Annotated in this window: 16 protein-coding genes; 7 read left to right on the top strand and 9 right to left on the bottom strand. The window is 63.9% G+C overall.

Going from position 1 to position 18,698, the window contains the following annotated elements; all coding sequences use genetic code 11:
* Positions 1-10: 10 nt before the first annotated feature.
* From PQQ96_RS15445 to PQQ96_RS15435, 3 genes are all read right to left on the bottom strand, one after another.
* On the bottom strand, positions 11-1,279 hold the full coding sequence (locus tag PQQ96_RS15445) for a CaiB/BaiF CoA transferase family protein (protein WP_408293174.1): 1,269 nt from the start codon (positions 1,277-1,279) through the stop codon (positions 11-13).
* A complete protein-coding gene (locus PQQ96_RS15440) occupies positions 1,276-2,253 on the bottom strand; it encodes a hydroxymethylglutaryl-CoA lyase (RefSeq protein ID WP_408293171.1) in 978 nt (325 codons plus the stop codon). Before PQQ96_RS15440 ends, PQQ96_RS15445 begins: the two co-directional genes overlap by 4 nt.
* A gap of 198 nt (positions 2,254-2,451) precedes the next feature.
* Positions 2,452-3,345: a LysR family transcriptional regulator gene (locus PQQ96_RS15435; RefSeq protein WP_408293168.1), complete on the bottom strand. Its 894-nt coding sequence runs from the start codon at positions 3,343-3,345 to the stop codon at positions 2,452-2,454.
* Positions 3,346-3,536: 191 nt separating this feature from the next.
* Between PQQ96_RS15435 and PQQ96_RS15430 the strand changes: the two genes are divergently transcribed.
* On the top strand, positions 3,537-4,184 hold the full coding sequence (locus PQQ96_RS15430; RefSeq protein WP_408293165.1) for a LysE family translocator: 648 nt from the start codon (positions 3,537-3,539) through the stop codon (positions 4,182-4,184).
* 50 nt (positions 4,185-4,234) lie between these two features.
* Here PQQ96_RS15430 and PQQ96_RS15425 read toward each other — a convergent pair whose 3' ends face one another.
* Positions 4,235-5,137: a DMT family transporter gene (locus PQQ96_RS15425; RefSeq protein WP_408293162.1), complete on the bottom strand. Its 903-nt coding sequence runs from the start codon at positions 5,135-5,137 to the stop codon at positions 4,235-4,237.
* A 63-nt stretch (positions 5,138-5,200) separates the two neighbouring features.
* Between PQQ96_RS15425 and PQQ96_RS15420 the strand changes: the two genes are divergently transcribed.
* Entirely contained in the window at positions 5,201-6,127 is a 927-nt protein-coding gene (locus PQQ96_RS15420) for a LysR substrate-binding domain-containing protein (protein ID WP_408293159.1), read from the top strand.
* 164 nt (positions 6,128-6,291) lie between these two features.
* Positions 6,292-7,080 carry a sulfite exporter TauE/SafE family protein gene (locus tag PQQ96_RS15415; RefSeq protein WP_074285303.1) on the top strand — a complete coding sequence of 263 codons (789 nt, stop codon included), beginning with the start codon at positions 6,292-6,294 and terminating at the stop codon, positions 7,078-7,080.
* A 100-nt stretch (positions 7,081-7,180) separates the two neighbouring features.
* Here PQQ96_RS15415 and PQQ96_RS15410 read toward each other — a convergent pair whose 3' ends face one another.
* Together PQQ96_RS15410 and PQQ96_RS15405 are read right to left on the bottom strand one after the other, a co-directional pair.
* A complete protein-coding gene (locus PQQ96_RS15410; RefSeq protein WP_408293156.1) occupies positions 7,181-7,429 on the bottom strand; it encodes a hypothetical protein in 249 nt (82 codons plus the stop codon).
* A 327-nt stretch (positions 7,430-7,756) separates the two neighbouring features.
* Complete coding sequence (locus PQQ96_RS15405; RefSeq protein WP_408293153.1) at positions 7,757-8,110, bottom strand: BON domain-containing protein; 354 nt, start codon at positions 8,108-8,110, stop codon at positions 7,757-7,759.
* 682 nt (positions 8,111-8,792) lie between these two features.
* On the opposite strand from PQQ96_RS15405, the gene PQQ96_RS15400 reads away from it, so the two are divergent.
* From PQQ96_RS15400 to PQQ96_RS15390, 3 genes are all read left to right on the top strand, one after another.
* Positions 8,793-10,226, top strand: coding sequence for a TAXI family TRAP transporter solute-binding subunit (locus tag PQQ96_RS15400; RefSeq protein WP_408293150.1), 1,434 nt, complete (start codon positions 8,793-8,795; stop codon positions 10,224-10,226).
* Positions 10,227-10,320: 94 nt separating this feature from the next.
* A complete protein-coding gene (locus PQQ96_RS15395) occupies positions 10,321-10,965 on the top strand; it encodes a 2-hydroxychromene-2-carboxylate isomerase (protein WP_408293147.1) in 645 nt (214 codons plus the stop codon).
* A gap of 234 nt (positions 10,966-11,199) precedes the next feature.
* Complete coding sequence (locus PQQ96_RS15390) at positions 11,200-12,183, top strand: LysR substrate-binding domain-containing protein (protein ID WP_201080323.1); 984 nt, start codon at positions 11,200-11,202, stop codon at positions 12,181-12,183.
* 177 nt (positions 12,184-12,360) lie between these two features.
* On the opposite strand, the gene xdhC is transcribed toward PQQ96_RS15390, so the two are convergent.
* The 3 genes from xdhC to xdhA all read right to left on the bottom strand — a co-directional run bounded on the left by xdhC (position 12,361) and on the right by xdhA (position 17,027).
* Positions 12,361-12,927, bottom strand: coding sequence for a xanthine dehydrogenase accessory protein XdhC (gene xdhC, locus PQQ96_RS15385; protein WP_408293143.1), 567 nt, complete (start codon positions 12,925-12,927; stop codon positions 12,361-12,363).
* Positions 12,928-13,103: 176 nt separating this feature from the next.
* Positions 13,104-15,470 carry a xanthine dehydrogenase molybdopterin binding subunit gene (xdhB, locus tag PQQ96_RS15380; protein WP_408293140.1) on the bottom strand — a complete coding sequence of 789 codons (2,367 nt, stop codon included), beginning with the start codon at positions 15,468-15,470 and terminating at the stop codon, positions 13,104-13,106.
* Positions 15,471-15,497: 27 nt separating this feature from the next.
* Positions 15,498-17,027 (bottom strand): xanthine dehydrogenase small subunit, encoded by a 1,530-nt coding sequence (xdhA, locus tag PQQ96_RS15375; RefSeq protein WP_408293138.1) that lies wholly within the window; start codon positions 17,025-17,027, stop codon positions 15,498-15,500.
* Positions 17,028-17,416: 389 nt separating this feature from the next.
* Here xdhA and PQQ96_RS15370 point away from each other — a divergent pair, with 389 nt between their 5' ends.
* Positions 17,417-18,628 (top strand): MFS transporter, encoded by a 1,212-nt coding sequence (locus PQQ96_RS15370; protein WP_408293135.1) that lies wholly within the window; start codon positions 17,417-17,419, stop codon positions 18,626-18,628.
* Positions 18,629-18,698: the final 70 nt, after the last annotated feature.

Genomic DNA, 18,698 nt, shown 5'->3' with positions numbered 1-18,698 from the left:
GCCGCTCCGCTCACGCAGCCTCTCGCGGCGCCTTCGCCGCGCCGCCGCCCAACGCCGCAATCTGCGCGTCGTCATAACCCAACCCACGCAGCACGTCGGCGGTGTGCTCACCGATTTTTGCGATCGGCTGGCGCGGTTGCAGACGCGCGCCGTCCATCGAAATCGGCAGCAAGGGCATCGCGGTTTCGCTTCCGTCATCGAGCGTCAATCGCGCAAGACCGCCGCTCTCGTTCAGATGCGGATCGTCGAACAGGTCTTCGGGTTTCGTGATCGACGCAAACGGAATGTGATCGCGTTCGAACAAGGGCACGAGCGCCGCGCCTTCGAAGCGACTCAAGGTTTCGCCGAGCGTCTTAAGCAACCATTCGCGCGCCAGTACGCGGTCGTTGTTGGTCGCAAGGCGCGGGTCGGCCAGCAGGTCGGCGCGGCCGAGAATCTCGCACAGCGCGCGCCACTGTCCATCGCCGGTTGCGGCGATAAACATCTGCTCGTCGTTGGCAAGCCGGAACACGTCGTAGACGGCCCATGCGCTGATGCGTTCGGGCATCGGTGCAGCGGGCACGCCGGTCGCGGCGAACTGCTGCATGTGTTGCGCGGAGAGCAGCACGCAGTTTTCGAACAACGCGCTCTGCACTTCCTTGCCGCGTCCGCTCGTATGCCGTTCGTGCAACGCGGCAAGCACGCCGATCGCGCCGAACATGCCACCCATGATGTCGTTGACCGAACTGCCCGCACGCAACGGCCGGCCTACCGGTCCGGTCATGTAGGCGAGGCCGGCCATCATCTGCACGACTTCGTCGAGCGCGAGACGGTGCTCGTACGGGCCGTTCAGAAAGCCCTTGTGCGAGACGTAGATCAGCTTGGGATTGCGTTCGCGCAACGACGCGTAATCGAGCCCCAGGCTCGCCATACGGCCCGGTTTGAAGTTCTCGACGAATACGTCGGCGGTATCGACCAGCTTGTGCAACGCGGCCAGTCCCGCTTCGCTATCGAGGTCGAGCGCGACGCTCTTCTTGTTGCGATTGAAGGTGCGAAAAAAACCCGCACCCGTGCCGAGCAAACGACGCGTGCCGTCGCCGCGCGGCGGCTCGACCTTGATGACTTCAGCGCCAAGGTCGCCAAGAATCATCCCGCAGGTTGGCCCCATCACCATGTGCGACAACTCGACCACGCGAATGCCGGCAAGCGGCAACGTGCCCCGCTGCTCCCCCGAAGACGAAGACGCAAAGGCAGGCGCAGAAGACGCGGAGGAAGCGGACGGAGAAGAAATCGGATTCATGACAACACCTGTGATTCGGACGGGTCAAAACGTTGAGCAGCGGCACGGAACTGCTTCGGTAAACCGGCACGCGCCAGATAACCGTACAGCGGTTCGCCGGGCAACGCCTCGGCGAGGATGTCACGCGATGCGATGAGTCTGGCAAGGTCGATGCCGGTGTCGTAGCCCATGCTATCGAGCATGAACACGAGGTCTTCGGTGTTCACGTTGCCGGTCGCACCCGGCGCATGCGGGCAGCCGCCGAGGCCGGCCAGCGACGCGTCGAATTCGCGGATACCGTGCTGCAGCGCAATCAGCGTATTCGCGAGACCGAGGCCGCGCGTGTCATGGAAATGCAGCGAGCGCAGCTTGCTGCCCGCGACGTCACGCTCCAGCTCGATGATTTCGCCGACCTGGCGCGGCGTCGCCTCCCCGGTGGTGTCGCCGAGCGCAATCACATCGGCGCCGGCCCGCAACGCGGCGCGCGAAATCGCAGCGATATCGGCGTAAGGCACCGCACCTTGCAGCGTGCAGCCGAACACCGTCGACAATCCGGCGATCAATTCGACCCGCCGCGTGTTTGCGCTAGCCGCGCTATCGATCAGCTCGCGCATCGCGGCAAATGCCTCGATCATCTCGGCAGGCGTCTTGCGAACATTGGCGAGGCTATGCGCCGTGCTCACCGAAATCGGCGCGACGATCCGATGCACGCCGGACTCGAGCGCGCGTTGTGCGCCCTTCAGGTTCGGCACCAACGCCGTCACGATCAGATCGTCATAGGTGAGTGCGTGGGCGATCACTTCGTCGGCATCGGCCATTTGCGGCAGCAGCTTCGCCGGTACGAACGAGGCGACTTCCATATGCCGAACGCCGGCGGCATAGGCGGCGTCGATCCAGCGCCGCTTGGACTCGGTGGGCATCGTGCAAGCGATGCTTTGCAGGCCGTCGCGCATGCCGACTTCGGTCACGACGACGCGCTCCTGGGTGTCACTCATGGTCTTGAATCCCGGTTTTGAATCTTGTGTGGAATGCGGGGAATGAAGCAACTGAGTGACAGCGTGCCTGTCGGCGACCGCGCGGCAAAGTCTGCGTTGACGACGCACTCCATCGCCGCTGGCGATGGCGGCTCAGGCAAGCGGGACGGGCGTGCGCCGTCGCAAAGGGGAAACCCTTAAGGGCTTTTCAGAAGACGCTCAAACCGAGCGCAGCAGGTGGTCGAGTAAGTGCGACGCCGTCAGCGTCAGTGCATTGCGGTCGCGCATGCAGATCACGAAACGCCGCTCTGCCCACGCTTCGCGCAAGGGCACGGCAACGATGCCGTATTCGTCGGCGGCATGCCGGGGCAGCGCTTCGCCAGGCAGGATCGCGACGGCAAGGCCCGCCTGGATAAAGCGATACGCGGCGTCGAAGGTCGAGACGTAGGTTCGATAGTTGAGCTCGCGGCCTTTTTCCACCGCAACACGCTGCATCAGCGCATTCATCGACGCGTTCGATGCGAGTCCGAGATGATCGAATGCCAGGGTCTGCTCGAAGCCGACTGCAGCCTCACCGGCCAGTGGATGATCGCGCGGCACAATCAGCGCGAGGTGATCGGAGCGATACTGCAGCACGTCGAGACTGCCCATCGGCACCGCATCGCGGCAGATGCCGAGATCGGCCACGCCCTCTTCCAGACCGCGCACGATCTCGGTACTGACGCGCTCCTCGACATCGACACGAACCTGCGGATTGGCCTTTAGAAACACGGCCAGCGCCTCAGGCAGAAACTCGACCATCGACGACACGTTCGCCAGCACCCGCACATGACCGCGTGCGCCGGCCGCGTATTCGCTGAGCTCCGCCTGCAAACGTTCGTGGCCGCGCATGATGAGACGTGCATGCCTGAGCAGCGCCTCGCCGGCAGCGGTCGCGCGCACGCCGCGCTGGCTGCGCGAGAGCAGCGCGACGTCGACCAGCGTTTCGAGATCGGCGAGCCGCTTGCTGACCGCGGACGGCGCGATGAACTCGCGTTCAGCCGCACGCGCAATCGTGCCTTCCTCGCAGACGGCGATGAACAAGCGCAACGTCACCTGATCGATTTGCCACATGAACGCGCGTACCCTGGGTAGGTGAAGTGGGAAAATTATGCCCGAGGACGGCGGCGGCCAAGTCCATCCCAGGGTATCCACGGCAGGCTTGCCCGGAATTTTCGGTCTGGCTATGCTTGGGGGCGCGTCGCACGCGAAGATTCCGCTGCCGCGCCCAATCACCAAACAGAACAACCTACAAAGGCTTGCCCATGTCCACCGCCAGTCTCTTCCTCACCTCCGCGGGTGTCGGCCTCGCGATCGCCGCACCGGTCGGCCCGATGGGCATGCTATGCATTCGCCGCACGCTGACCGGCGGTCCGCGCGCGGGGCTCGCAATCGGCTTCGGCATTGCGACCGGCGATGCGGTTTATGGCCTGATCGCGGCGCTTGGCCTGGTCGGCATTTCGCAGTTCATGCTCGCCTACGACCGGCCCTTGCATCTGCTAGCCGGTCTGTTTCTGCTTTATCTCGGCGTGCGTACCTTGCTGCAAAAAGCACCCGCCGATGCGGCCAACGGCAACGGCGACAGCAACGGCAAGCTCGCGCAGGTGGGCCGCGCCGGCGCGCTGCGCGCGTATGCGAGTTCATTGCTGCTCACGTTGACGAATCCGCAAACCGTCATCATGTTCGCCGCACTATTCACAACGCTCGCGCCGCGTGGGGCGTTTTCATCGAGCATCGCGCTGACCACCGTCGGCGGCGTGTTTTGCGGCTCGATCGCGTGGTGGTGTTTCCTCGTGACCGTGGTGTCGCTCGCGCGTCACGCGATCGGCAGCAAGCTGCGCGTGGCGATCGACCGGTTCGTCGGGATCACGCTGGCCGCGTTCGGTATCGTCGAGATTCGCCGCGCGCTTTGAAGGGGTTTAACGGCGCCGCGCAAGCGGCGCTCACAGCCGCACCTTCGGACTCACGAGCGACCGCGCAACGCCACAAACACCACACCGGCAATCGCCAGCAATCCACCGCATAGCGTCGCGAGACCCGGGCGCTCGCCAGTCAGCACGGCGGATAACGCCGTCGCCACGGCAGGCGTCAGATACAGGAAGTTGGCCGCCCGCGCGGCGCCAAAGTAGCCCAGCGCGAAGGTCCATGTCGCATAGCCAAGCGCAGCAGGAAACACGCCGAGCACTATTACCGCCTGCAACGTGCCGTGCGGCGCACTGCCAAGCGAACTCAACGCGCCCGGTAGCCACGGCGTCAGCAACACCGCTCCTGCCAGCAACGTGTAGGCGGTACAGGTCAGCGCCCCGTAGACCGGGATCAGGCGTCGCTGCAGCACGAAGTAGCTCGCCGAACACAGCGCCGCGCCGAGAATCAGCGTACTGCCCGCGCCAAGCGTCAGCCCGCCGGGCTGACCCCGTGCAATCACCGCGATGCCGGCGAGGCTGACAAGCGAACCTAGCCATCCCCAACGATTGAATCGCTCGCCGAGAAACGCGGCTGCCAGCAACGCCGTGAAGATCGGCAGCGTATTGACGATGAAACTCGCCGCGCCTGGCGCCACCGTTTTCTCGCCGGTATTGAGCAGCGCGTTGTAAAGCGCGATGCCGAGGAAACCGCACAGGACAAAACGCATACTGTCGCGCCGTGTCGGTAACCGCGGGCGCCGGTAGGCGAGCCACGCGATCACCAGCAGCGCCGCGGTGGCAAAACGCGCCGCCGCCAATTGCAAAGGCGGCAAACCCTGCAAACCGATGCGAATGAATGGAAAGGCGGACGCCCAGGAGACGATGGTGAAGGCGACCGCGCCTGCCGCCAGTAGCGGCTGACGCGCCGAACGGGGCGATGGGGATGAAGTGAGCGTGTTCATTCGCAAATGGTGCCGCGCGGCGAGCTGCTAAGCTAGCGCACAAATGAACATCGTGATGTGAATATGGCTCACACCTCCTCGCCAAAGTCACCCGCCTCGTCGGCGCGGCCGCCGCTCGGCAGCCTCGAAACCGTCTGCACGGTCGCTCGCGAAGGCTCGTTTCTCGCCGCCGCCGAGGTCGCCGGATTGACGCATGGCGCGATCAGCCGGCGCGTCGCCGCGGTCGAAAACTGGCTCGGCATGACCTTGTTCGAACGTCATGCGCGCGGCGTGCGGCTCACACCGGACGGGCAGCGCTTCGTGGGGCGTATCGAGCAGGCGTTCGGCATCATCGACAGTGCGGCGGACCAGTGGCGTTCGCCGCGCAGCCCGCAGCTGGTCAAACTGAGCGTCGTGCCCGCTTTCGCCAAGCTGTGGTTCTTCGAGCGCCAGGCGGCATTCGAGAGCGCCGCCCCGGCGCTGCGCATCCAGCTCGATATCGACCACCGCAATCTGGACATCGCCGGCGGCGAAGCGGATCTGGCAATTCGCTACGGGCGCGGCAGCTGGCGTCAGCTCGAGGTCAAGCCCTTCCTGCCGGAGACGCTTTATCCGGTTGCGCATCCCGCACTCGCTGCGCAACTGGCGAAGCAGCGGCACAAACATGGCGATGCCGCGCTGCTCGATGTGCCGCTATTGCACGACTCGGACGTGACCGGCTGGCGCGCGTGGTTCGACGCGTTGGCTATTCCGCTGAAACCGCGCGCGCAGGATCGGCGCTTCGAAGACTACACACTGGTGTTAGCCGCCGCCGAAGCGGGACTCGGCGTGGCGCTGGCACGCGTGCCGTTCGCCGACGCGTATCTGCGGCGCAGCGGTCTCGTGCGGGTTAGCCGCCACGAAATCGCCTCCCCGCTGACTTACTACTTCGTGCACGCAAAGGGCGAGAGCCGGCCCGAAGTGCTGGCGCTGATCGCCCGGATGCAGGCGGCGCAGCAGGGCCCGTCGTAGCACTTCATACGCAAGCGCCGCAGTTTTGCGACAATAGCCGTTTTCGCCGCGCCACCGCGCCCTATCGCCGACAAACGCCGACCACCGTCGACACGCGGAGGCAAGCGCGCGCCGGCGTTGCCGCCTAACCTGTCCAACCCACCCGACCGTCAGCGGTCTGCTCAATGGCTCTTCCCCACATCGATCTGCTGTACTCCGTCTCCGGCCTGTTCGTCGGCTTTCTGGTCGGACTGACGGGCGTCGGCGGCGGCTCGCTGATGACGCCGATCCTGGTCCTGCTGTTCAACGTACATCCGGCCACTGCGGTCGGCACCGATCTGTTGTACGCGGCCGCCACCAAGGCGACCGGCACGCTGGTGCACGGTCTGAAAGGCTCCGTCGACTGGCAGATCACCCTGCGCCTCGCGGCCGGCAGCGTGCCGGCTGCGACCATTACCTTGATCCTGCTGCATCGCTACGGAATGGACACGCCGGGCACGAGCCGGCTGATCCAGATCGTGCTCGGCGCCGCCTTGCTGGTGACGGCGGTGGCGCTGGTATTCCGCCCGCAACTCGCGGCGCTCGGCGCACGCCGTCAGCGCGCCCCGAGGCAAGGGCGCACGCTTGCGCTCACCATGCTGACGGGCGCGGTGCTGGGCGTGCTGGTGTCGCTGACTTCGGTGGGGGCGGGCGCCATCGGCGTGACGGTGTTGCTGCTGCTCTATCCGTTGCTGCCGACCACGCGCATCGTCGGCTCCGATATCGCGCATGCGGTGCCGCTCACGCTGCTGGCGGGCGCGGGCCATTGGCTGCTGGGCTCGGTCGACTGGTCGATGCTGCTGTCGCTGCTGGTGGGGTCATTGCCGGGCATCGCCGTCGGCAGCTATCTGTCGTCGCGCGCACCGGACGCGCTGCTGCGCAACCTGCTCGCCGCTACGCTCACGCTGGTCGGCGGGCGCCTCGTGCTGTCGTAAAGTGGCGAGCCTGACAGGCGGCCTTGGAAACCAGCTTGAAGCGCCGGCCTGAGATACTTGCCTCAAGAGCCGGCAAACACGCCAGCCCACCCAAGCCGCTCTATTTGAAAAACCTGCACGTCAGATCGGTCTCGAATTGTCTGACCCACTGGCCGTGATGGTCGTGATACGACTGCGCCCAGCCGCCGCGCCGCACGGTGACGAGTCGCTCGTGCGCGGCATCGCCCGGGTCCGGACAGGCGCTGATGTCGAAATGCGCCGGCGCAAAACCGTGCCGCGCGCACACCAGTTCGAAAGCCGCCCGATCGCTGATCGGCAGATCGGTATAACGCAAAGGCGTGGTTTGCATGGCGTTGACTCCGGTTCCGCTTGCATCACAGTACGCTTCGCGACGCGTCAATTGTGTGTCACAGCACACAGACGGGCCGTTGCGGTGCGGGCATTCAGCCCGGAATTGACCCGACCCATCATCACCGTTTCAAAAATCATCGCCACGAAAAATAAATCAAAAAAAAGGGCTCCGGCTATTCGCTGGAACCCATCGCGCTGGCATGCATCACGATGGCGCATCGCGATATCGAATCACACGCACCGTTCCTATGCAGCCCTCCGCGCCTGCCGGCGCCTCGTGCGCTTATGGCAAGCCGCCGATGGCGGCCTGCTCATTGCAGCCGTCTTACTGTTGCACAACGGTCAGCTTGTTCGACACCGACGTCACACCGGCGACACCCTTGGCCACATCGCCCGCAGTGTCGATCTGGCCTTGGTCAGGCACCGAGCCCGTCAGGACCACCGCGCCGCCACGAGCACGCACGGCGATGTTCGACACGTCGACGCCTTGCGCCTTGGCGAGCGCGGCGCGCACTTTGCGACCCAGCTGGCTATTGGCCTTCTTGCCGGCCTTGGCGCTTGCAGCCGGCGCTGCGGTCGTGCCCGTAGCCGTCGCATCGCTTGCCTGAGCGTACACATTGCACGCCACCACCATTGCCACAACCGAGCCCAGCGTTTTCAGAAAACCGACCGATTTCATAGTTTCTATTCTCCTTAGCTACACATTGGACCGCATGTACAAGCGGCTTCGTTACGACTACCGGCGGCCATGCTTGCGGCGCGACAATGCGCGACCCAGCGACGGCCGACTATGGCTGCAACACAGTGTGCGAGAGGCGAGAGAGGCCGGCTGAAGTTAGCCGCATAGTGAGCCGCATACGATGCCACGCATGCGATGCGGTACGAGAGCCGGCAAGCCGCGAAGTCCGCCAGCGCGCCCGGTTCTTGTCTGTCGTGCCGGGTCACGCTGCGCAAACATCTGTTCGCGGCAGCGATCCACAATTTAATCTAGCCGCGCCAGAAGCGCAAAGGGTTTAGTCGTGCCTCGGGGCGACTGCTGGTTGCCATAGGGGCATGGATCGTGTTTTATTCATGCGCCGGACATATTTCGATCCGGGCGTGATTCATCGGCCGCTCACGTGCCATTCACGTGCCGGTCACGCTTCGTTCACGAATTGTTACGGGTTTGAGGACGCCCGCCCCGACGGGACGCTGCGCCGCTGCGCGATTCTCAGGTACCATCGGCGCGACGCGCGCTGCCGCGTGGCTTGTGCGTCCCGCGCCGCTGGCCGCCCGGCATGACGCGAGCGCCGCGCCCCGATTCGTGCGCCGCAGAGCGCCACCACCCTGTTCACTTTCGACCGTAGCCGTCACGTCACCTGATGAAGCCAGCCACCGGCCGCAAACGCCCTCCCCGTCTCGTCGCCCGTTTCGTGGCGATCTCCTGGCGCGATCTGGCGGTCTCGTTCGGACCCATCCTGCTGATCGCCGTCGCGGCGATCTGGGTCGCCGTGCGCCTGATCCAACCCGCGCCGCCCAATACGCTGACGATCAGCGCCGGCCCTGAAGGCAGCACCTTCTGGAACGCGGCGCAAAAGTACAAGGCGATTCTGGCGCGCAACCGTATCACCCTGAACGTGCTGTCCTCGGAAGGCTCGGTACAGAATCTCAAGCGGCTCGCAGACCCGAAGTCCAACGTCGACGTCGCCTTCGTGCAGGACGGCATCGCCCCCGGCACCGCACGCGATGGCCTGATGTCGCTCGGCAGCGTCGCCTATGTGCCGCTGGCGATCTTCTATCACGGGCCGACGGTGGCACGGCTCTCCGAATTCAAGGGTTTGCGCCTCGCGGTCGGCGCTGAGGGCAGCGGCACACGCGAACTGGCGCTCGCGCTGCTCAAGGCCAACGGCATCGAACCGGGTGGCGCGACCAAACTCCTACCGCTGTCGGGCGACGACGCCGCCCAGGCACTCGTCGCCGGCAAAGTCGACGCGGCGTTTCTAGCCGGCGATTCGGCGCAACCGGCGGTGATGGGCAAGCTCAATCGCACGCCGAATGTGCAGTTTTACGACTTCACCCAGGCCGACGCCTACACCCGCCGTTTTCCGTATCTGACGCAGCTCGAAATACCGATGGGCGCGTTCGACCTCGGCAAGAATCTGCCGTCCGCCCCGATGCACATGGTGGCGCCTACCGCTGAACTGGTGGCGCGCGACTCGCTGCATCCGGCACTGTCCGATCTGCTGATCGAAGCGGCACGCGAGGTCCACGGGAAGGCGAACATCCTGCAGCGCGCCGGCGAATTCCCCGCGCCGCTCGCCCACGATTTCCCGATCAGCGACGACGCCGCCCGTTACTACAAGTCAGGCAAGAGCTTCCTCTACCGGGTCCTGCCGTTCTGGCTGGCGAGTCTCGCGGACCGGCTGCTGGTGGTCGTGGTGCCGCTGATCGTGCTGCTGATTCCGGCGCTGCGCGTCGTGCCGTCGCTGTATGCGTGGCGCGTGAAATCGCGCATCTATCGCTGGTATGGCGCGCTGATCGCGATCGAACGCAGCGCGCTCAGCGACCACTCGCCCGCCGAACGCGCCTCGCTCATCGAACGGCTCGATGCGATCGAAGAATCGGTGAACGGCCTGAAAATGCCGCTCGCCTACGCGGACCAGTTCTACGTGCTGCGCGAGCATATCGGCTTCGTGCGCGCGCGGCTGACCCATAGCCGCGAGGCTCAGCACGCCGCATCGGACGAACCCGGCGACGGGCCGCAGCCGGATTCGACGTCCCCCGTGCCGGCCGTCGCGGACCCGAAACCCTATTGACCGATGCAAGCGGCGTCCGCACCGCGTAAGATCATTACAAATCCGACGATCCAGCAGACAGCATCGTTCGGAACGGGCAATCCGGGAGACATTTATGACCGTTGGCATCGACGCCGGGCAACCGCTGTGGTTTTACGATTTTGTCTCGCCGTTCACGTACCTGTTGCTCGAGCAACACGACAAATGGCCGGGCTTCGACTTCGCGTTCACGCCGGTCGTCCTGAACGATCTGTATCGCCACTGGGGCCAGCGGACCGCTTACAGCGTGCCCGCGAAGCGCACCTTCCTGTATCGCCACGCGCTGTTTCGCGCGGAGCAGCTCGGCATTCCGTTCAAGATGCCGCCGGCCCATCCGTTCGACTCGATGAAGCCGCTCCTGCTCGCCACCGCGGCGAAGGGCGACATCAGCTTCGTGCGTGAGATTTTCCGTTTCATCTGGCGCGAAGGCCGCGATCCGTCGAGCGATACAGCATTCGCCGAATTGTGCGAGCGCGTCGGTATGCCGGACGGCCCGGAACTCATCAGGAATGAAGAAGTGAAGGCGCAATTGCAGCGCAACACCACGGATGCAATCGCACTGGGTGTCTACGGCGTGCCGACCTTCTACCTGAACGATCAGTTGTTCTGGGGCGAAGACGCGTTGCCCATGGTGCTGTATTGCGCACGCACCCCGAACTGGCTCGACTCGAAGGAAGTGAAGCGGGTCAGTTCGCTGCCTTCAGGTTTTGCGGATAACTGAGCGAAGGCATATCGTAAGCTTCGTGCAAATAAGGCCCGCCGCGCGCGTCGCAGCAGCCGTGATTGCGTCAAAAAGGCCGTCCTGATGCCGGCCATACCGCGTCCGCTATGCCGCCACACGGCAAACGGGCCTAAGGTTATAACCTTTGCGCCCCGCTCTCGCGATCTGGCTCGCGGGCGGCTCCGTAGGACGCTTCATCCGGGCCCGACCTGCTTGCATCGCTTCACCTGAACCATGGACGACGACTCCGCCGCCTCCCTCGATATCTGGCTCGTGCGCGTGCTGCGCACGCTGCTCGTCGAGCGCAGCGTCACACAAACGGCACTGCGTCTGAATCAGACCCAGCCCGCCATCAGCACCGCGCTGCGCAAACTGCGCGAGACGCTGAACGACCCGATCCTCGTGCGCGGCAAGTCAGGCATGGTGCCGACCGAATACGGCGAATCGTTGCTGGCCTCGGCACAACGTGTGCTGCGCGAAGTCGATTTCGTGGCCACGCCGCACGGCGACTTCGATCCGGGCCGCTCGCGCCGCACTTTCCGCGTGGCCGCGCCGGATTATCTGAACGACTTCTTCATGCCCACCGTGATCGCGCAGTTTCGCGAGGCGGCGCCGCATGCGCGTCTGGAGATCGATTCGCTCAGCCCGATGCTCGACCATTCCGCTGCACTCGACGCAGGTGAACTCGATCTCGTGATCGGCAACTGGCCGAAACCCGATCCGCGTTTCGGGCGCAGCGATCTGTTCTCCGATACGGTGGTGTGCCTGATGCGCGCCGATCATCCGCTGACCCGCACGCCGCTCACACGCGAAGCGTATCTGGCCGCGCCGCACCTTGCGCCAACGCCGTATAGCGGCGCGCGCGGCGGCGCCGTCGACATCGGCTTTGCGCGGGCTCGCGCCGACCGGCGCATCGTCGCCACGCTGCCCTATTTCGGCCTCGTGCCGCAAACGCTGCTGCAATCGGATCTGATCTTCACGACGACACGCCGTTTCGCGGCGCATTACGCGAGCATCCTGCCGCTCGCGGTGGTCGAGGTGCCGATTCCGTTTCCCCGTATCAAGTGCTATCAGCTATGGCATCCGCAGCCGGACCGGCCGAGCGATGTCGGCTGGCTGCGTACGTTGATGTCGCAAGTGTCGGACGAGCTGATCGCGCAGAAGGTGCGGCGCGCAAAACGGCCGCCGAAAAAGGAAACGTCAGCCGCGGCGGGCTGACGTTCTGGTTTGAAGTTTGGCGGGGTGAGCGCTTTACGCTAAACGCCGTGACCTTGATCGGTTCAAGTTACGCGCGCCACGTTGAGCGTGGTTACGTTTTAGCGTTTTACGCTGCACGCCACGATCCTGAGCGATTCACATTGCGTGCGGTACGCCCAAGCACCTCGCTCTGCCCGCTCAAACGCTCGCGCAGAGCTTCTGCGCTACCACCTGTGCCGCGGCCTCCCGCGCACGAATCTGCAGCAACTCAGCACATACCGCGACCGCGATCGCCGCAGGCGCTTTATCCACAATGCCGGTCACGCCGATCGGGCACGTCATCTCCACCAGCCGATCCAGATCCACGCCTCGCTCCAGCAAACGACGCTCAAATTTCACGCGCTTCGTCTTCGACCCGATCATGCCGAAGTAGGTGAAATCGCGCCGCCGCATGATGCGCGCAGCGAGCGAAAAATCGAGCGCGTGGTTATGCGTCATCACGAGGAAATACGCGCCGGGCGGCGCCGTGTCGACGATCGCATCAGGCGTGTCCGTCGCTTCCACCTGCACGTTGGCCGGCGTTTCGTCGGGGAACAGTTCGTCGCGTTCATCGACCCACTGGACGACGCACGGCAACCTGCCGAGCAGCGTGATGAGCGCATGCCCGACGTGCCCCGCGCCGAACAGCACAATGTGCATCGGCGCCGGACGCGGCGTCTCCACAGCGCTGCGCCGGCCGATCTGAACGGAATAGAAGTCGTTCATGTCGATCAATCCAGTTGGTTTAGATACTTGCACGATTACTCTGCCCGACGGTTTCTAACGGCTGCTCGCGAAAGATGGCCGCCGGTTGCACTGAGGTCCTGGCGGCGACCGCCCGTTCCTCGCCATTTCCGGCGTGGCGCTGCGCTCACGCCAGCGTCACGCTCTCGTCGCGACGGCTATTGCCGCGCTGCTGCAGTGGCTGCCCGCACTGCGCCGACTGCCTTGAGGATTTCCTCGCTGGTCGCGGGCGCATTCAGCGGCGGGTTGACCTTGTGGTCACCGACGGCCGACACCGCATCGCGCACGGCAAAGAACACCGAGAACGGCAGCAGCAGCGGCGGCTCGCCAGTCGCCTTCGAACGGTGGATGCTGTCCTCCGCATTGCGGTTCTTGAACAGGCGCACACGAAAATCGGGCGGCGTATCGTTGACGGTCGGAATCTTGTAGGTGGACGGCGCGTGCGTCATCAGCTTGCCGCCCGTGTTCCACCACAGTTCTTCGGTCGTGAGCCAGCCCATGCCCTGGATGAACGCGCCTTCCACCTGGCCGACGTCGAGGGCCGGGTTCAGCGATGCGCCCACGTCATGCAAAGCGTCCGCGCGCAGCACGCGCATTTCGCCGGTCAGCGTATCGATCACCACTTCCGACACGGCCGCGCCGTACGAGTAGTAGTAGAACGGCCGGCCTTGCAGCTTCGATTGATCCCAATACAGCTTCGGCGTGGCGTAGAAGCCGTCCGACCACAATTGGACACGCGCGACATAGGCCTTCGCGATCACTTCTTCGAACGGCACGATCATCTCGCCGACCACCACGCGGTCGTGCACGAAACGCACTTCCGGGGCAGCCACCTGCCCTGCGCCGAAACGCTCGGCGGCGAAGGCCGACAGACGTTCGCGCAACTGCCGCGCGGCGTCTTGCGCAGCCTTGCCGTTCAGGTCCGAACCGGTCGATGCAGCGGTCGCCGACGTATTGGCGATCTTGCTCGTATCGGTCGCCGTGACACGGATGCGGTTAAAGCCGATACCCAGTTCATGCGCCACGACCTGTGCAACCTTCGTGTTCAAGCCCTGGCCCATTTCGGTGCCGCCGTGGTTCACCAGCACCGAACCGTCGGTGTAGATGTGCACGAGCGCGCCGGCCTGGTTGAAGTGGGTCACGTTGAACGCGATGCCGAACTTGACCGGCGTCAGCGCCAGGCCTTTCTTCAGCACTTCGTTGTTCGCATTGAACTCGTTGATCGCCGCACGGCGCGCACGGTATTCGCTCGTGGCTTCGAGTTCGTCGATCAGTTCGTGAATCACGTTGTCTTCGACCACCTGACCATACGGCGTCTGGTTGCGTTCGGTCTTGCCGTACAGATTGCGCCGGCGCACGTCGAGCGAGTCCTCACCAACGGAGCGCGCGACGTTGTCCATGATGTACTCGATCGCGAACGCGCCTTGCGGACCGCCGAAGCCGCGGAACGCCGTATTCGATTGCGTATTGGTCTTGCCGCAGAAGCCGTCGATCGTCACGTCGGACAACCAGTACGCGTTGTCGAAGTGGCACAGCGCACGTGTCATCACCGGACCGGACAGGTCGGCGGAGAAGCCGCAGCGCGAGGTCATGTCGACCGTCACGCCGTCGATCACACCCTTGTCGTCGTAGCCCACTTCATACGTGTAATGGAAGTCGTGGCGCTTGCCGGTGACCATCATGTCGTCGTCGCGGTCCGGACGCAGCTTGACCGGGCACAGCAGCTTCCATGCAGCCAGCGCCGCGCAGCATGCGAACAGACCCGATTGCGATTCCTTGCCGCCAAAGCCCCCGCCCATCCGGCGGCATTCGATCAGCACGTTGTGCGACGCCACGCCCAACGCGTGCGCGACCATGTGCTGCATTTCGGTCGGGTGTTGCGTCGAACAGTAGACGTGCATGCCGTCGTCGTCCTTCGGCACCGCGTACGAAATCTGACCTTCCAGATAGAACTGTTCCTGCCCGCCGAGCAGCATCTCACCGGCTTCGCGGCGCGCCGCACGGGCGATCTTCGTATCGGCTTCGCCGCGCGCGAGTTTCATCGGCGGCAAGACGTGTTGATTCGCGGCGCGGGCTTGCTGCGCCGTGAGAATCGCAGGCAGTTCTTCGTAGACGACTTCGGCGCGGCGCGCAGCCAGACGCGCGGTTTCATGCGAGGTCGCGACCACGATGAACATCGGCTGGCCGACGTATTGCACGATACCGTCGGCGAGAATCGGGTCGTCGCCGTGGATGATCGGGCCGACGTCGTTGACGCCGGGGATATCTTGCGCGGTGAAGATCGCAACCACGCCGGGCGTGGCGCGCACTTTGTCGAGCGACATCGACACAATCTTCGCGTGCGCTTTCGGCGACAGGCCAAGCGCGGCGTGCAACGTGCCGGCGAGCGTCGGAATATCGTCGGTGTAAGTGGCCCGGCCGCTCACGTGCAGATGCGCGGACTCGTGCGGACGCGAAATGTGGACCTGGGTAAAGTCGTCGAGATCCTGAAGGTCTTTGAGGAACGGTTCGGCGTGCTGATTCATTCTGGTGTTCTCCGTATTCTTGGCGTCTTAGGCGCTCGCGCCGGCCGGGGCGCAGGCAGCGGCAACTGCACGAACATCCAGCGCGCTCTTCGGCAGCGGATTGTTCGGACGCGTTTCGAGCCAGAAGCGGTACAACGTGTTCTTCGCCGCTTCGAGGCGATAGTTGCTGGTGGCGCGCATGTCGCTAAGCGGCGCGTAGTCGTTGCCGAGCGCGAGCATCGCGGCCTGTGCGGTCGCTTCGTGCCATTCGGCGTCGCGCAACACGGCTTCAGCGTGCGTCGCGCGCTTCGACGTGGCAGCCATGCCGCCGAACGCGATGCGCGGCTCACGGATCACGTTGCCGTCGGCGATGAAGGAGAACGCGGCGCACACGGCCGAGATGTCCGAGTCGAAACGCTTCGACAGCTTGTAGCTGCGGAACTGCAGGTTCTTGCGTACGCCGGTGCGCGACGGCACTTTCAGGCCGACGACGAACTCGTGCTCCGCCATGTCCTTCTTCTGGTACGCGAGGTACAGGTCCTCGAGCGGCATTTCGCGCTCGATGTCGCCGCCGCGCACAATCACATGCGCGCCGAGAGCGATCAGGCCAGGCATCGAGTCGCCGATCGGCGAGCCGTTGGCGATATTGCCGCCGAGCGTGCCAGCATTACGAATCGGCAGCGAGGCGAAGCGTTGCTGCATCTCGAACAGTTCCGGGTACTGCTTGACGATTTCCGTGTAGGCCTTTTCGACGCTCACACCCGCGCCGATCTCGATCCATTCGTCGTTGGTTTCGAGCTTCTGCAATTCGGCGATCTGTCCGACGTAGACGATGTTGCCGAGCTCGCGCATCATCTTGGTGACCCACAGGCCAATGTCCGTGCTGCCGGCGAGAATACGGGTGGCCGGTTCAGCTTCCTTGATCCTGGCAAGCGCCTCAACCGTGCGCGGCGCGGCGAATTGCTGGCCGGCGTGCTGATAGTGGAACGTGTCCTTGCGCTCGAGCGTGGCAAGTGTTTTCGACAGGGCTTCGATATTGACCGGCGCTTTCGGCGCGGGGGCTTCGAACATGCGCACGGCGGCGTCGACGATCGGACGATAGCCGGTGCAGCGGCACAGGTTGCCGGTCAGTGCGTTGCTGATATCGTCGCGCGACGGCACGGTCCTGTTCGCGCAGCTGTGTTCGTGGCCGTGCTTTTCGTACAGCGACCACATCGACATCACGAAGCCCGGCGTACAGAAACCGCATTGCGAGCCGTGGCACTCGACCATCGCTTCCTGCACCGGATGCAGCGAGCCGTCCGGCTGACGCAGATCTTCGACGGTGTAGAGCGCTTTGCCGTCCAACGTCGGCACGAACTGGATGCAGGCGTTGACCGCCTTGAAGTCGACGCCGCCCGCCTCGTTGCGCTCGCCGATCACGACCGTGCACGCGCCACAGTCGCCCTCGGCGCAGCCTTCCTTGGTGCCGGTGCAATGCACATCCTCACGCAAATACTGCAGGACGGTGCGGGTGACGGGCGCATCCTTGATCTCACGGATCGCGTTGCGGTGGTAGAAGCGAATCGGCTCAGTCATGTCTCGTTACTCTCAATGTTCTGTGTCCGTTGGGACGTGCTGCGATGATGGTTCGAAAACTATCATCATCAATAAATACAACCCATAGCAGGGATCGCATGCGGGACATATTCGCGAAACGATATAGAGATGGGTTTGAGGGTCAGTTGGCTTATGTCCATATGGCTGTTTTACCGTATTTTTATCAAAAATGTGGCATTACAGCCACAAACGGTGGTGGCTCATTCATCCGCTTCGCATGAAAAGACCGCTCGCCCAGGGTGAAAACGGACCACTATAGGGATCCGGCACCCTTATTCAACCGCCTGAATTATTAAGCGACTCCTGCAAGGGAATCGGTTCCATGGGAAAATCACGCCTTTCCGGCGTTTTCAAGTCTCGTTTTCCCCATGTCCACCGACTCAGCGACACCTCGCAGCGAATTTGCGACGACCATGCAGATCATTCCGGTCGTCTTTTTCACGTTTCTTTGCTATTTGACGATCGGAATTCCGCTCGCGGTGCTGCCTGGCTACGTCCACGACGACCTGGGTTACAGCGCGATCCTGGCCGGCGCGGCGATCAGCGTGCAGTACCTGGCGACGCTGGCATCGCGCCCGCTCGCCGGCCGCTCGGCCGACACGCTGGGGCCGAAGCGGACGGTGTCGATCGGCTTGCTGGGTTGCGGCGCGAGCGGGGTTTTGTTGCTGCTCGCGGTGTTGTGCGGTCGCTGGCCGGTGTTGAGCCTGGGATTGCTGGTGTGCAGCCGTCTCGTGCTCGGCTTCGGTGAAAGCCTGTGCGGCACCGGCGCAATTTTGTGGGGCATTGGCCGGGTGGGCACGAGCAACAATGCCCGGGTGATTTCGTGGAACGGTATCGCAACGTATGGCGCGCTCGCGGTCGGCGCGCCGCTCGGTGTGGCGATTGCGCACACAATCGGGTTCGCCGCGCTGGGCATTCTGGTGATTCTGCTGGCGGCGCTCGGCTTTTATCTGGCGCGGCCCATTGCGCCGGTGCCGATCGTACACGGCGAGCGGATGTCGTACCGGAGCGTGATGACGCGGGTGCTGCCGCATGGGATTGGGTTGGCGCTGGGCTCGGCCGGGTTCGGGTCGATTGCAACGTTCATCACCCTGTTTTATGCCGCACGGCATTGGCCTAATGCGGCTTTGTCGTTGACTGTTTTCGGCACGCTGTTCATTGGCGCGCGCCTGTTGTTCGCCAATACGATCAAGGCCTACGGTGGGTTCCGGGTCGCGATTGCTTCGTTTTCGTTTGAATGCGCAGGGTTGTTGATGTTGTGGCTGGCGCCTGATCCGCATATTGCCCTTGCCGGGGCGGCGTTGACCGGGTTTGGGTTTGCTTTGGTGTTCCCGGCTCTTGGTGTTGAAGCGGTTGGGCTTGTGCCGCCTGCTAGCCGGGGCGCGGCTTTGTCGGCTTATTCTGTGTTTCTTGATCTCTCGCTGGGGATTACTGGGCCGTTGGCCGGGTATATCGCTGGGGAGTTCGGCTATGCGCAGGTGTTTCTGTTTGCAGCGGTGGCATCTGCGATGGCGGTCGTGCTGTCGACGATGATGTATTTGCGGAATTCGCGAGTGCCTAATGCGCCTGCGGCGACCTGAGTTTTTGGCCTGCGCGGCGCTTTTTTCTGTGCGCTTACGGTGTTGGCCTTTCCTTGTTTTCTTAGTGGTT

It is taken from the genome of Paraburkholderia sediminicola, assembly GCF_046027825.1.
Taxonomy (GTDB): Bacteria; Pseudomonadota; Gammaproteobacteria; order Burkholderiales; family Burkholderiaceae; genus Paraburkholderia; species Paraburkholderia sediminicola_D.
This window is presented reverse-complemented; position numbering and strand designations above follow the sequence as displayed.

Coding starts and splice junctions, on each gene's coding strand:
- PQQ96_RS15445 (WP_408293174.1), bottom strand. CDS start 1,279: ATGAATCCGATTTCTTCTCCGTCCGCTTCCTCCGCGTCTTCTGCGCCT.
- PQQ96_RS15440 (WP_408293171.1), bottom strand. CDS start 2,253: ATGAGTGACACCCAGGAGCGCGTCGTCGTGACCGAAGTCGGCATGCGC.
- PQQ96_RS15435 (WP_408293168.1), bottom strand. CDS start 3,345: ATGTGGCAAATCGATCAGGTGACGTTGCGCTTGTTCATCGCCGTCTGC.
- PQQ96_RS15430 (WP_408293165.1), top strand. CDS start 3,537: ATGTCCACCGCCAGTCTCTTCCTCACCTCCGCGGGTGTCGGCCTCGCG.
- PQQ96_RS15425 (WP_408293162.1), bottom strand. CDS start 5,137: ATGAACACGCTCACTTCATCCCCATCGCCCCGTTCGGCGCGTCAGCCG.
- PQQ96_RS15420 (WP_408293159.1), top strand. CDS start 5,201: ATGGCTCACACCTCCTCGCCAAAGTCACCCGCCTCGTCGGCGCGGCCG.
- PQQ96_RS15415 (WP_074285303.1), top strand. CDS start 6,292: ATGGCTCTTCCCCACATCGATCTGCTGTACTCCGTCTCCGGCCTGTTC.
- PQQ96_RS15410 (WP_408293156.1), bottom strand. CDS start 7,429: ATGCAAACCACGCCTTTGCGTTATACCGATCTGCCGATCAGCGATCGG.
- PQQ96_RS15405 (WP_408293153.1), bottom strand. CDS start 8,110: ATGAAATCGGTCGGTTTTCTGAAAACGCTGGGCTCGGTTGTGGCAATG.
- PQQ96_RS15400 (WP_408293150.1), top strand. CDS start 8,793: ATGAAGCCAGCCACCGGCCGCAAACGCCCTCCCCGTCTCGTCGCCCGT.
- PQQ96_RS15395 (WP_408293147.1), top strand. CDS start 10,321: ATGACCGTTGGCATCGACGCCGGGCAACCGCTGTGGTTTTACGATTTT.
- PQQ96_RS15390 (WP_201080323.1), top strand. CDS start 11,200: ATGGACGACGACTCCGCCGCCTCCCTCGATATCTGGCTCGTGCGCGTG.
- xdhC (WP_408293143.1), bottom strand. CDS start 12,927: ATGAACGACTTCTATTCCGTTCAGATCGGCCGGCGCAGCGCTGTGGAG.
- xdhB (WP_408293140.1), bottom strand. CDS start 15,470: ATGAATCAGCACGCCGAACCGTTCCTCAAAGACCTTCAGGATCTCGAC.
- xdhA (WP_408293138.1), bottom strand. CDS start 17,027: ATGACTGAGCCGATTCGCTTCTACCACCGCAACGCGATCCGTGAGATC.
- PQQ96_RS15370 (WP_408293135.1), top strand. CDS start 17,417: ATGTCCACCGACTCAGCGACACCTCGCAGCGAATTTGCGACGACCATG.